At 54.7% G+C, this 14,447-nt stretch carries 8 protein-coding genes; 5 read left to right on the top strand and 3 right to left on the bottom strand.

All coding sequences use genetic code 11. The annotated features are described in order from the left end of the window. The first annotated feature begins 31 nt into the window (after positions 1-31). The 4 genes from DFER_RS08175 to DFER_RS08160 all read left to right on the top strand — a co-directional run bounded on the left by DFER_RS08175 (position 32) and on the right by DFER_RS08160 (position 7,401). Positions 32-1,069 (top strand): FecR family protein, encoded by a 1,038-nt coding sequence (locus DFER_RS08175; RefSeq protein ID WP_015811154.1) that lies wholly within the window; start codon positions 32-34, stop codon positions 1,067-1,069. 219 nt (positions 1,070-1,288) lie between these two features. After that, positions 1,289-4,615: a TonB-dependent receptor gene (locus DFER_RS08170; RefSeq protein ID WP_187293437.1), complete on the top strand. Its 3,327-nt coding sequence runs from the start codon at positions 1,289-1,291 to the stop codon at positions 4,613-4,615. A 32-nt stretch (positions 4,616-4,647) separates the two neighbouring features. Further along, a complete protein-coding gene (locus DFER_RS08165) occupies positions 4,648-6,141 on the top strand; it encodes a RagB/SusD family nutrient uptake outer membrane protein (protein WP_015811152.1) in 1,494 nt (497 codons plus the stop codon). A gap of 90 nt (positions 6,142-6,231) precedes the next feature. Next, the gene (locus tag DFER_RS08160; RefSeq protein ID WP_015811151.1) at positions 6,232-7,401 is read left to right on the top strand and encodes an FG-GAP repeat domain-containing protein; all 1,170 of its coding nucleotides are present in this window, start codon (positions 6,232-6,234) and stop codon (positions 7,399-7,401) included. A gap of 46 nt (positions 7,402-7,447) precedes the next feature. Here DFER_RS08160 and DFER_RS08155 read toward each other — a convergent pair whose 3' ends face one another. Next, the gene (locus DFER_RS08155; protein ID WP_015811150.1) at positions 7,448-10,087 is read right to left on the bottom strand and encodes a TonB-dependent receptor; all 2,640 of its coding nucleotides are present in this window, start codon (positions 10,085-10,087) and stop codon (positions 7,448-7,450) included. After that, entirely contained in the window at positions 10,084-10,899 is an 816-nt protein-coding gene (locus tag DFER_RS08150; protein WP_083769055.1) for a GLPGLI family protein, read from the bottom strand. The genes DFER_RS08155 and DFER_RS08150 overlap by 4 nt, the downstream gene beginning before the upstream one ends. 258 nt (positions 10,900-11,157) lie before the next feature. On the opposite strand from DFER_RS08150, the gene DFER_RS08145 reads away from it, so the two are divergent. Next, complete coding sequence (locus DFER_RS08145) at positions 11,158-11,970, top strand: universal stress protein (RefSeq protein WP_015811148.1); 813 nt, start codon at positions 11,158-11,160, stop codon at positions 11,968-11,970. On the opposite strand, the gene DFER_RS08140 is transcribed toward DFER_RS08145, so the two are convergent. After that, a complete protein-coding gene (locus DFER_RS08140; protein ID WP_015811147.1) occupies positions 11,957-14,359 on the bottom strand; it encodes an ABC transporter permease in 2,403 nt (800 codons plus the stop codon). The genes DFER_RS08145 and DFER_RS08140 overlap by 14 nt on opposite strands. Positions 14,360-14,447 lie beyond the last annotated feature (88 nt).

Below are 14,447 nucleotides of genomic sequence, written 5' to 3'. Positions count from 1 at the left end.
TTTGTCCTTTTAAAGACGACATCATGCGGCTATGACAAAAAAGAACTTTTATACACTGCTGAAACGGTACCAGGCAGGCACCTGCACGGACCAGGAGAAAAGGCTGGTGGAGCAATGGTTTTTAACCCTCGACGAAGAGATTCCCCATTACGACAGTGCGGACAATGAGGCCGTCGAAGAGCGCATCTGGACTGCAATCCAGCAGCGGACCGACGACCGCAACGGGATTTTCAACCTCTCATGGTGGAAGTGGGCCGCCGCCGCCGTGGTTTTGCTCGTGGCAGGCTGGGCCACCTACCGGTACCAGGCAACCCAGCCGCCATCGCTAGCCGGGGCATCTGCGGAAAAAGTCACCCGCAAAAACCTTGTTACCAATACCAACCAATCCAATGCCCCTAAGGCGTTTCAGCTGCCCGACGGTTCCGAAATCCGGCTTTCGCCAAAGAGCAGTATCAGCTACGAACCCCGGTTCGATGGCGTGCAGCGGGAGGTTTACCTCGAAGGAAATGCGTTTTTCCACGTGCGGAAAGACTCGCGCCGACCATTCCTGGTGCACACGGGCGACGTTGTGACCAAGGTGCTGGGCACCAGTTTCTGGGTGAAGGGGATGGACAACAACAGCGCCATCGAAGTGTCGGTGGTGACCGGGAAGGTGGCCGTATCGCAGCATACCGGTCCGGACCCGGCCGGCACGGGCAAAGTGGCAAATGGCGTGATCCTCACCGCTAACCAGCGGGTTAAATACACATCGCAAACGCATACATTCGAAACAGGCCTGGTAGCGGCGCCGGTTCCCATGCCGGTCGATAAGGCGGGCAACAAGGTGTCGGGCTCGTTTGATTTTCAGGAAAGTCCGTTCAGCGAAGTGATCGGGAAGATAGAAGAAGCCTATGGGATTGAAATCATCCTGGAAGACGAAACCATCAAGGGCTGCATGTTCAGCGGCAACATTACCCGGCAACCGCTGTTCACCAAGCTGGATTTGCTTTGCAACTCGATAAATGCAAGCTACGAAGTGCGCGGAACCCGCATATTGATCAGTGGGAAAGGCTGCTCAGGTATCAACTAAAACCTATATCCGATATGATGTAACATCCCTACAAAAAAGAAAGAGCCGAAGGTGTTGCGAGCACTTCCGACTCTGAATCTCCCCTTTTTGCGTCTAACAGGTTTTCATTAAAAAATTAATGAACGGAGAGGGGTTTTGCCAAACTTTTTCAAGCATTTAACAAAACGCTCAAAACTAATGAAAAAACGAATACGCCTCCATCCTCTCATCGTGCAAATTATGAGGATCACCATTCTACAATCGATTTTACTATGTATCGGCATTTCGCTGGGGTACGCGCATGAAGGGCGCACCCAGGACCTGCTCGACCGCTCCATTACGATCCGGGCCGAAAACACCGAGATCCGGAAAGTGCTCGCGCAAATCGAGAGCAAGGCGAAGGTGGAGTTCGTGTACAGTTCCAATGCCATTGGCGCCGATCGGAAAATCAGCGTGGTGGCCATTGACCGGAAGTTATCGGACGTTCTCAATATGGCTTTGAAGCCCCTCAACATTACATATAGCATTGTCGGCGGGCAAATCATGCTGCGGAAGGTGCCGGAAAAAGCAGCAGAGCCCCGGCCGCAAAAAGAAGAGGCGGTGGTGGCTGACAAGCAGGTGTCCGGCAAGGTGACCGACGCGAAAGGCGGAGCGTTGCCCGGCGTCAGTATCATTTTGAAAGGCTCCCAACAGGGAACGATCTCCGATGCCGACGGTGCATATTCAATCAGCGTGCCGGATGAGAATGCCGTGCTGGTATTTTCATTTGTGGGCTACATAAGCCAGGAAATCGCCGTCGCCAACCGCGCCCAGGTGGATGTGATGATGGCCGACGACGAGAAGTCGCTGGATGAATTGGTAGTGGTGGGGTATGGAAAACAATCGACGCGGCAGCTTTCGAGCTCCGTCGCAACGGTAAGCGGCAAGGATTTTGCGGACCTTCCCGTTTCACAATTCACCCAAAAATTGCAGGGCAAACTGGCGGGCGTGCAAATATCCCAGGCAACCGGCACTCCCGGCGCGGGCATGACCGTGCGCATCAGAGGGGCCGCTTCCCTCAATGCCGGCGCCGATCCGTTGTATGTGATTGACGGAAACCCCATTGTGGGCAGCATCAGCAATATCAACCCGAATGAGATCGAGAGCATCAGCGTACTGAAAGACGCCTCGGCCACGGCCCTGTACGGTTCCCGCGCAGCCAATGGGGTGGTGCTGATCGAGACCAAAAAAGCAGTCGCAGGCCAGACGCGCATCGATTACAGCGCCTATTTCGGGATTCAGCAGGTGCCGCAGCGCGGCCGCCCCGATATGATGAACGCCCGCGAATTTGCCACCTGGCGCAAGGAACTGGCCGAGGAACGCGGCCTGGATGTGGACCCGGTGTTCCAAAATCCTGAACAATATGGCGAGGGTACCAACTGGTTCAATGCGATTACCCGCACGGCCCCTATGACCGAACATAGCCTGTCGCTCAGCACCGGAACGGAGAAGTTCAGCACCACGGCGACTGCCGGGTTTTTGAACCAGGACGGCGTGGTGCTGGGATCGGGATACAAAAGATATTCGCTGCGCATCAATACCACTTTCCGGCCTGTCGAAAAACTGACCATCGGCCTGAACGTGGCACCGACTTACGCTACCAATACCAACAGCGGCATCGACAATGTAGGTGGGGATTTCAACGAGGCTTTGCAAACCTCCCCGCTGGCGCCGTTGAGAAACCCGGACGGCAGCCTGACGCTGAAAGCGACTTCTCCGGGCATGTTTGACACACCCAATTATGCGAGAACGCTTACCGACCGCGTGGTGAACAACAGCAATACCCGTATCCTGTCCAATCTTTTCGCGGAATATCAGCCCATTAAGGGCCTGTACCTGCGTACATCGGGCAATATCGATATGGGCGATTCGCGAAACTTCCTGTTTAAGGGAACGACCACCGGCGAGCGTGGCGTCGGACTTTACAAAACACCTACCTCGGCGTTGAGCGAAAGCTCCTATCTCTCGTGGGTGAATGAAAACACAGCGAATTATACAAAAGAAATCGGCGACCATAACTTCGATGCATTGGTTGGTTTTACGGCGCAAAAATTCAAACAGGACAATAGCGCTATCAACGGCAGCAATTATCCCGACGACAAAGTGCAGACTATCAGCGCAGCCGGGACGATCACCGCTTCGAGCAGCATTCAGGAATGGAGCCTGCTGTCTTACCTCGCCAGGCTGAATTATAATTTCAAAGGGAAATACCTCGTGTCGGCCTCGATTCGCCGCGATGGCTCGTCCCGCTTTGGCGCGCAGAATCGCTGGGGGAACTTTCCGTCGCTGTCGCTAGGCTGGATTTTGTCTGAAGAAAGCTTCATGGCGGATATGCGCACGATCTCGTTTCTGAAACTGAGGGCGAGCTACGGGGTTACCGGCAATTTTAATATCGGCAATTACAGCCACATTCCTACCATTTCCACTGCGAACTATGTGTTCGGCGCAGGCGTGGCCGGGGGCAGGAGGGTGGATAATCTGGCCGATGAGGGCATCGGCTGGGAGTCTAACAAACAGCTCAATATCGGGTTGGATGTGAACCTTTTCAACGACAGGATCAATGTTACCTACAACTATTACCGCAAGAACACCAGCGATTTGCTATTTAACGTGGGTGTTCCAAGGGCTTCGGGATATTCGAATATCCAGACCAATATCGGTGAATTGAAGTTCTGGGGACATGAGTTCTCCGTCAGTACGACCAATATCCAGCGCAAAGCGTTGAGATGGACTACCGATTTCAACATTTCGTTCGACCGGAACGAGGTCGTTTCGCTCGGAAACAAAACTTCCAAACTCATTACCGGCCCCGGCAGCGGCGTGATCGGCGGCTCGCACATTACCATCGTCGGTCAGCCGATCGGAATGCTTTACGGCATGGACCATTTGGGGGTTTATAAAGATCAGGCGGATTTCGACCGTTTTCCCAAGCATACCACGTCACAGGTGGGCACGGTGAAATTCCGTGATGTGGACAACGACGGTGCCATCACGGTTAACGACGCGACGATCATCGGCAATCCGCATCCTAAATTCATTTTCGGGATGACCAACTCGCTGCAATACAATAGCTTCGATGTGTCGGTTACGTTGTCGGGTACCTATGGGAATGATATCCTGCGCGGCTCGGAGCAGACGCTCACCAACCTCGACGGCGTATTCAACGTGCTGGCCGATGTGAAGGACCGCTGGCGGTCGCCCGAGAACCCGGGCAAGGGCCGTTATGGAAGCCTGGCGGCAGGCACCACCGGCCTCGAACGCGACTGGTGGGGCAGCCAGATGTTGTACAAGGCAAGCCATATTTCGGTGAACAACGTTACGCTGGGCTACACCGTTCCGCTGAAAGCGACCAGGGGCGTGAAAAGGCTCAGAGCTTATGCGAGCGTTCAGCAGCTGCATATTTTCACCAAATACCCGGGAGCCAACCCGCAGGTTGCCGTCAGCACGGCGTCCACCGGTCTGGGTATCGACGGCGGCTCGTATCCCGTACCGCGCACTTGTACGATCGGCGTGAACGTCGGATTCTAAACATTTACGTAAAATCTTAATCAGATAAGGTCATGAGAATAAAGACCATACTATTGTTTGTGGCAATATCCGCAGCACTGGGCGCTTGCAGCGACTTTCTGGACATCGCCCCGAAAAATGCCGTAGTACCTTCCAATTTTTTCCAGTCGGAGGCCGACTTCGTTCAGGCGGTTAATGGCGCGTACGCCCCCTTGCAGTCCATGTACAACAATTCGTCGAGCTGGGCGATGGGCGAAATGCGGTCGGATAATACCCATTTTTTCTACAACAACGACTTCCGCTCACCCATGCCGGAGGAAATCGACGAGTTCGTGAATGGCGCCGAAAATACGGTAACTGCCGACCGGTACTACATCAATTTTGACATGATTGCCCGCGCGAACAAGATCCTCTCCGTGATCGACGACGCCAATCTCGACAAGGCAAAAAGTGATAATTTCAAAGGACAAGTGCTGTTCCTGCGCGCATTGGCGTATTTCGATCTGGTGCGTTATTACGGTGGCGTACCCCTTCCGCTGACGCCAGCTACGGACCTCGGTTCGGCTACATTGCCGCGCTCCACCGCAGAGGAAGTTTACACCCAGATCATCGCCGACGCCACCGAGGCCGCTGCATTGCTGCCGGTCAGGGCTAACCAGGAAGCCGGCCGGGCCACATCGGGAGCCGCCTGGATGTTGCTGGGCGACGTGCACCTGACAAGGAAAAACTGGGCAGAAGCCGAAACAGCGCTTTTGAAAGTGACTGGTTACACGTTGCTGGGCGACTACGCGGCTGTTTTTAGTCCTTCCAATAAAAACAACCAGGAATCCGTATTTGAAGTCCAGTATTTACAGGGAACATCGTTGAATTTGTCCAGTTCTTTTCCCTACGCATTCGTCCCGCTCACACCGGATTACACAAAGCTGACATTGGGCCCGGTCGGCTCGCAGTCGGCTTCCGGCTCAGGATGGAACATCCCTACCGACGACCTGCTGGCGTCGTACGAAAGCCGCACCGCCGACAAGCGGTTCAGTGCCTCCATTGGCTTCCTCACCGGGCCGTCAACCGTGTCGGACACCAGCTATGTGAATTTACCTTACATTAAAAAATACCAATACCCGCATTCGGTTTTTAACCAAACCAACACCAATTTTCCGGTTTACCGCTATGCCGAAACACTGCTGATGCTGGCCGAAGCGGCTAACGAGCAGGGCAAGCTAGCCGACGCGCAGCGATATCTTAACCAGGTGCGCACCCGGGCCGGGCTGGGCGACTCACCGGCCAAAGACCAAACGGCACTCCGCGCTGCGATCCTGAAAGAGCGGCGGGTGGAGCTGGCATTCGAAAACAAACGCTGGCTGGACCTCGTCCGGACGGGCAACGCCATTTCTGTGATGAATGCTTACGGAGCAAAATTGAAAGCAAATCCTGCCTACTTCTACCTTACGCCGGCGTCCTACACGCTCACGGAGGACGATTTGCTTTTTCCAATACCGTTCCTCGAAATACAAGTCAATCCCGACTTGAAGCAGAACCCAGGATATTGACTTTTAAATACCTAACCTACTATTCCTAACCCTTAACACAGTTGTGATCACCGGAAGCGGTGATCACTCCAATCGTTTTATCCAATGCGTATGAAATATCATTCCGTTAAATTCGCCTTTACTTTCCTCATGGGCGCCTGCGCGTCGCTATCGGCGCAAGCGCAGCAAAAAGAGCAGCGGGCGTCGCCGATTGTATTTGAAAAGAAAATGATAGCCTCTGAAAGCGTCGAATCCGTCGGCGTTGCCGATGTGGACAACGACGGGAAGCCCGACCTGATCTCAGGGGAATTCTGGTACAAAGGCCCTGAGTTCTTCGACCGGTACTACATCGCAGAAGTGAAACGGGAAAGAGAATACTGGGACGATTTCGCGACTATTCCTATGGACGTGAACGGCGACGGCAATGTGGATTTTATCACCGGCGGCTGGTTCAACAAAAGCCTGATATGGCGGGAAAACCCCGGCAACAACAAACCCTGGAAGAGTCACGAGATCGACGAAACCGGCAATGTGGAAACGGCCCGCGCCTGGGATATCGATCAGGACGGTTACCCGGAAATTATTCCTAATAACCCGAACCTGCCTTTGAAATTCTACAAACTGGATCGTACGCCTTCCGGGAAGGGTCAAGGCAAATTTACCAAAGTGCAGGTGGCTGATAAACAAGGTCATGGCTTGGGTTTCGGAGACATTAACGGCGATGGTCGCGGCGACCTCATCATCAGCTCAGGCTGGCTGGAAGCGCCGAAGGACATCATGAAGGACAAATGGATTCTCCACAGCGACTTCACTTTTGAAGACGCGAGCGTGCCCATGATCGTGGCCGACGTGAACGGCGACTCGAAGAATGACATCATCGTAGGCCAGGCGCACAGCTACGGGCTCGACTGGTACGAACAAACCACGAAGTCGGGAGCCATTTCGTGGATTAAACACACCATCGACCCGTTTACCTCTCAATATCACACAATGGATTGGGTGGATCTCGACGGCGACGGCAAAATGGAGCTCGTTACCGGCAAGCGCTACCGGGCGCACAATGGCGGCGATCCCGGCGAAAAGGATATGGTCGGGCTGTACTATTTTCAGTGGAATGGCGAGGCGTTCGTGAAGCAAACGATCTCGCACGGGCCTTATGGCGATGGCAAGGGAATCGGGGTGTATTTCTCCATCGCTGACCTCAATGGCGATAACCGAAAGGACATTATCGTGGCTGGCAAGGACGGGCTGTGTGTCTTTTTCAATCGCGGCAATGAGTAGGGGAATCCATTTTCTGCACGCATTCGAATTTATAATCGCGTGAATATCAAAACGGAATCCTAACCGCAATCATCCCCTGCCGCGGCCGGAGGCGGAAGCTGCTTTCCGCGATCGTGAATGCGGAATTGACGATCGAAAGGTAGCTTTGCGCGTTCGTCAGATTAGTGCCCCTGATTTCGAGATCGATCTTTCTTTTGCCGAAAGTGTAACGGTAGCGGAGGTTGAGATAAAACTGATTTTGCCGCGCGCTTCCCCGGGTGGCATATTGCTCGGCGTCCACGCGTAATGCGTGTGCTGCGGCCGGGTAGATGTCAATACCCAGTTGCAGCTGCGTGAGTGCCGTCGCTGCGCTGCGCTGAGCGGCAACGGCATTGCGGAAAAAGCTCGCATTGCCCGACAGGTCGACGCCGAGATACGTCGAGAACAGGGTAGAGGCTGAGAGCCCCACACGGTAGTTCCGGTTGCGGACGGTAACCGTGCGGTCGGTCACGATCTGTTCGGAGCGGGAGAATCCGGCGTCGCCATTCAGTTTCAGTGAGGTTTTGATTGCGCCAAAATACTTTCCTACGCCCAGATGGACATTTTTGGAAAGCTGGACATTGTCATTGAGAATATAGGTAAGTTCAGCGGCACCCGCGGAGTCGATACCGGTGCGGTATTGCAGATTGTTCTGTATCCGCAGCACCGAACCGGCCATGTTGAGGAACACGAGCGAAAGCGGGTTTTTATAGTTTATCCCAATTCTTCCCATCAGTATCCTGTTCTGCGGAATGGTGCCGTTGGTTCGCTGCACATTGCGGTACGATCTTATAATGAAGCCGCTGTACACCTGCGATGGATTCCCGAAATCGTAGGCATAGTTCACGCCCGACGTGAGGTCTGTGTATTCCGTCAGCCGGTAGCGCACCGCCAGCGAAGGCTCGAATGCAGGCCGATGCTGCTTCTGAAAGCTGTTTTGAACAAAATCCGACACCCTGAACGTATGCATTCGGAAGGGCAGCGTCAGTTCTACCTGCCATTTTGAAGATTCATAATAGCCGCCGATTTGTGCAAATGACGTGAACTGCGCATATTTCAGGTCGTTTCGGAATGGGTGGCCGTGCGTGCCAGCGCTATCGCCCGCGCTGGTACCGATTGCGCTGTCGAACCGATGTTCCCGGAAATTTACGCCCGCCATTGGCGTAATGGCTACCGCCGACAGTTTCCGGGTAAAGCTGACGGAGTTCCGGGTGTCGAATTCCGCAGTGGTTGCATTTTGGGAAATAGATTCGAGGCTTTTACCCGCATTGAAAAGCGCATCGAAAACGCCGGGGCGTACGAGCAGCGTTTCCGGTCGCCGGTAATAGACTGTTTGCGAATGGATATTCAGCAGCTGTTTTCCCGCATGGGTGATAATGGCAAGGCTGTTTTGCAGCTGCGTGTGGTCGTTTTTCAGTTTCTGGTTGGTGGGAAGCAGGTTCCTGCTCACATCGCCGAGGCCGCTCAGTTGCCCGAACTGCCCGCTCGCATTGCTTTTCAGAAAAAGCCGGTCCGTATTTTTTTCAATGGTCAAATGGGCATTCAGCGACCGGGTATCGGCGCGGTTGGTGATCCGTTCGTCTATTTCGATCACGCCGGCGGGTGTTAGCAGCCTGGTATGGTTCCTGCCGGCCTGCCGCTGCATTTCATCCCGCAGGCCCAGGCCCAGTTTCAGTTCGGTCTGGTCTTTTGTTTTTTTAATCAGGTTGAATGAGGCGAGGTGCGAACGGTTGTCGAGCCAGCGATCGGGGCTGATCTGGGGGGGATTGAGTGGCTGAATGCCCGTTACCGGCGCGGGAATGCTGATTTGGGTTGTTTTCGTCAATACATCCAGTTGCCTGTAAAGGTCCGTCCCTGCATTATTGCTTTGCACGCTCGCGATCGCCTGGAAGCTCCGGTTGAAGATCATCGGCGTTGCATTCACATCCCACAATGCCGGGCTCAGTCCTGCGCCCGCCCGCGCGCTGCCGGTGGTGGTGACTTTTTTTAGCTGTATGTTCAATGACGCTTTGTCGGAAAATGCATTGGATTTCAGGATTTTAATCGGCTGGTCGTTCTCCATTACCTGCACTTTTCTCACGGCGTCGGCCGGGAGGTTCTCATTCGCGAGATTGTACCGGCCTTCCAGCAAATCGAGGCCGTTGATGTAATACTTCCCGATCGGATTTCCCTGATAGAGTATCTGGCCGTTTTCCTTCACCTCAATGCCGGGCATGCGTTTGATCACGTCCGAAATGGTCCGGTCGGCCTCCGTGCGGAACGCGCTTACCTGGTAGTCGATCGTGTCCTTCCGTATAATCACCGGCGGTGCTTTCACGGTCAGTTCTTGAAGTTTTAATGCACTTTCCTTCAAAACCAGTTGTACCGGCTGCGTTTTGTTTGCGACTATGAACAATCGCGCATCGAAACCCAGGCGTGTGGCCTTGATCGTGAGCGTATCGGCCACCACGGAAATTTTTAATGTAAAACTCCCATCATTAGCGCTGAATGTGAAGGCTGAAATCGTATTGTTTTTCTGAATAATCGCAATGTTCGCATTGGGAATCGGCGTGCCGTGCTCGTCCTGCACCTTGCCCGAAATCGTCGCTTGGGCGTAGGCGCGGAAGCACCCGATTTGCAAGAGGAGAATCAGGGCCGGGATGATTCGCTGGGCTATTCCGATCTTCAATTGGGGAAAAACTCAATTGGGTTGTTGTCGGATTTGATCTTTTGCTGCACCCGCTGGGCTATTTCGCTTCGGCCCGATGTAAACACCACACCCGACTGCTCGGCGACGCCGATGGGATTTGCACGGTATTCCTGCTGCTTTTTAATGAATGTGCGCTTGTCGGTTTTTACCGATTGGGGCATCTGTCCGGCCAGCTCGCGCCGCGACTGCGTCAAGCCATTCAATACAAAATCGTACTGCTTTCGCGAATCGGTGAGGCGGATGATCAGGCCGGGCAGCCCGCAAAACTTGTATGGCCCTTCGCTGACAGGCACGGCCTCTGTAAACCAGGCGTCCCATTTTCGCCCGCCGAATGCCGTCGTGGCCCGTTGGGCCGGATAGCCGGTAATGGTCATAGTGTCCTGGGTTAAAGTCCATTGCAAATGTCCCGCGGTTTCCGGATAGGTAAAATAGTTGTGGTGGATCTGGTCGGTTGTATGGACGGCGTTGCAGCCTTTTTTGACGATGTTGAAATTGAAGTCCGTCCGGTGCGATTGCAGGAACGACATCAAATCCCGGCGGTTTTGGCTACGCTCACTGGCCACGATCGCCGAGTCGGACAGGAATCGGTTTCTGCTCTTGAACAGGGATTGCTCCTGGTTGAAAAATAGCAGAAACGTCTCCGTTTTGGCACCGGTATTGGTGCTGTCCGGGAAAAATGTGAGCTGGAAAGAACAGGTAACGTCGTAAGGAACCGGCGTGGATTCTTTGCCCTGGCTCATTGCAAAGCCGGAAACAAGTATCATTAATGCGACAAAACCGAATCGTCCCATATCAGATTATTTATGTTTTAAATAGGAATATATTGTAATTTACTGATAGTTCACAACTTGTCACCGTTTCATGCCTAATTTGTGACGAAAGCGTTCGCGTACCGACTGCGAACGTCACCTTTGAAACTGACGACAGTCATGAATCCGCGTGCTATTCGTGGCCAATTTTGCCTTCACATTCACGCCAAATGCAATGATACCGGCGCTATCGGAATGGCCGCCAAGCTTACCCGACCGCGCCGGCCAAGCCCTTTAGATATGACCAATAACCCCCAACCGTTCCGCATTCTCGTTCCCTGCGACTATTCCGAAGCTTCCCGCCAGGCGCTCGACGCCTGTGCAAAATTCGAATGGCATGTGCCGGTTGAAGTGTTTATCCTCACCGTCGACGACCCGATGCGCGCAGCAGGGGCATTTGCCGAAAGTCACCTTGCGGAATGGCTTAATGCCTTTCCCGCTACCATGCAGGTCCGCCTGTTGCAGGAGCGCGGCCGGTTCGTGACCGTCGTGCTCGACGCCGTTGCCACGCAAGGCATTGATCTCGTGGTGGTTGGAACGCGCGGTGCCCGGGGTTGGGAAGGGGTGTTTATGGGCTCCCACGCCGAGCGGATCGTGCGCGTATCCCCGGTTCCGGTGCTTGCCATCCAGCGCAGCCCGCGCTTTGCAGGGCTGCGGAACATCGTCGTGCCGATCGATATCGATCGCGATCCGGCGGAAATGCAGGCGTTTTTAACCGAGCTGGGCGAATGGTTCAGCGGCCGTTTTTATCTCTTGTATATCAACACCGACCCGGCCGTAACCCGGCAGGCCGCCTCCGAGCTGCTTGCAGCATACGACAGGAAGCTCGGGCTCAGCAATTGTGTCAATGCGGTGGTGCACGCGGAAGACGTGGTGGACGAAATACTGAAATACGCGAGCCTGGTGGGCGCGGATATGATTGCCATGGGCACGCTGGGTGACCCCGATCCGGCGCATATGTTCCGCCCGAGTATCGCGGCCGATGTTGTGAATCACGGCCGGATACCCGTTTTGGCCTATCCGCTGAGGCACCGGCGATCTATTGCGTCCTGAAATACTCGACAGGGTTTCGCATGGCCGCTTTCAGCGCATGCCCGAGAACGGTTGCCGCCGTAATGAGCACGGTAATGCCGAGCGTTGCCGCCAGCGACCAGGTATTGGTTGGAATCCTGTGGGCGTACTGCTGCAACCATCCGTTGGTAAGCCACCAGCCAAGCGGTGCAGCCACCAGGAAGCCGATCAGGATCAGGCGGCCGAATTCTTTGCCGAATATCCACAGTAATTGCCGCGTTTTTGCGCCCAGCACCCGCCGCACACCAATCTCCTTGGCGCGTCCCTCGGCCATAAAAGTTACCAATCCGTACAGTCCCAGGCAGCTCATAGCCATGGCAATGCATGCAAATGCCTGTACAAATCCGGCCAGCAACCGCTCCATGTTCAGAAACGACGCCAGCAGGTCGTTCAGGTGATCGGCCTTATACACCTGGCGGGGCATGGTTTCGTCCCATACCGCCTCGATGGTCTTTAAAGTGGAAGCCGGGTAGTTGGGGGACAAGGTTAGCACGGCCATGGTCGTATGCCGCAGGTCGTGCACAAGGGTAACAGGCATGACGGGCTGATGCAGATCGCCGCTCCGGAAATCTTTCACAACACCCACTATCACGCGGTCCTCGTCTTTGACCCGCATAGTCTTGCCCACAATGGCGTCCGCAGACGAGACGCCCAATTGCCGGACGAGCGTTTCGTTCACCAGCACCTCCCGGGCCGTCGTGTCGGTAGCCCGGAAATTGCGCCCCGCGACGAGCGCCAGTCCGAATGTCTTCAAATACTGTTCATCGGCGGCGCGAAGGCGCGTTTCGAACGCTTCCGGCCTGGATGGAATGTGGTAACTGAATGGAACGGGGCGGTTGTACGGGGAGGCCGGAGGATCGCTGGCATAAGTAACTTTTTCGACGCCGGGCAGCTGCAACCAGCCGTTACGCAGCTGATCAAACGGGGCAGGAGTGGAGCGTGAAAGCCAGACGGTCAGTTTCCGGTCGTGATCAAAACCCCAATCTACCTTTTGCATGTATTTCAGCTGAGCGGAAATGACGAGGACGATGATCAGAAAAAGCTGTGAGAGTACGAATTGCCCGGTGATGAGCGTCCGCCTGATGGTGAATCCACCGACTGTTTGCGTCGTCAGCTGACCGGTAATGGCTTTGGTAGGGCTAAACCTGGACAGTACCCAGGCCGGGTACAATCCCGCAAGCACGATCACGCCGGCCACCAATGCCAAGAACCATTTCAGTCCCCCTGGCTGAAACAAATCCAGGATGGAAATGTCCGGATGCAGCATATCTACCTGTTTGGCGAGCGTACCATTCACCAGCGGCATGGCCAGCTGCACCAGCACGAGGGATACAATCACCGCAAACACGGTAAGCAATGCAGTTTCAAGCAAAAATTGCCTGATGAGCTGAAACTGGGTGCTGCCGACCACCTTGCGCAACCCTACCTCTCTGGCCCGCTGCAATGCCTGGGCGGTGGCGAGGTTAATGTAATTGACGCACGCAGCCAGCACGAGGAGCAGCCCCACGGCGATCAGCGCATATAAAACCGGGCGGGGCGCCATGCCGCTGCGCTCGTGGTTGAGGTCGGCGAGGGGCAGCATGTGGTAGGCAAACTGCGCCGCTCGCGCAGCGGGAAGGTTCTTTTTGCGGATTTCTTCCAATGTGGTTGTCAGCTTCGCCGGGTTGGTGCCGTCGCGCAGCAGCACGAAGCACATGCTTTGCAGGCCTTCCCAATCCTGCATGGTCCCATTCTGCTCCAAACCGGGAATGGTGGCATAGGATATCAGCACATCGTAACGCAGCTGGGTGTTGGCAGGCGGATTTTTGATAATGCCGGTTACGGTAAGCTCAGCGCGGTTGTCCAGCCGCAATGTCCGGCCCATCGGATCGGCGTTATCGAAGTATTTGCGGGCATACCGCTCGCTAATCACGACCGTATTCGGCGACGATAGGGCGGTGGCAGGGTTGCCGGACACCCATTCGACCAGGAAATGATTGAAATACTGAGGTTCAGCGAAACACACATTCCGGGCTTCGTTGAACTTCTTCTCCGCCCCGGCTTTCGCGGCCGGGACGCTGATCGTCCATCCGAAAACGGTTTCGAGCCTTGTGGCACTTTCCACGAACGGGTAGTCGCGCCGAAGCACTTCCGCCAGCGGGCGGGGCGCGGCGTCGGTTTGCATGACGTTCTCCTTTTTAATGTCGGTCACCACCCAGTACGACCGGTTCATGTGCGGATGGTGGCGATCGAAGCTGAACATGTAGTTCACCACCAGGAAAATCACCAATCCGCTGGCAAGCCCGAGTGCAAGGCTTACGACGCGTATCAGATTAACCTGGCGCTGCCGCCACATGCGGCGGAGGGAGAGAGTGAGATAATGTGCGAGCATAAACAGTGGTTTAGGTGACGTTGTAATATATAATTATATTTTATATAAAACAAAATAAACTAATATCTGCTGCTTTGCTGCCAATGCT

The sequence above is a fragment of the Dyadobacter fermentans DSM 18053 genome, from assembly GCF_000023125.1.
Taxonomy (GTDB): Bacteria; Bacteroidota; Bacteroidia; order Cytophagales; family Spirosomataceae; genus Dyadobacter; species Dyadobacter fermentans.
Note: the sequence above shows the minus strand (reverse complement) of the source record. Positions and strands in the feature narration are given on the sequence as shown.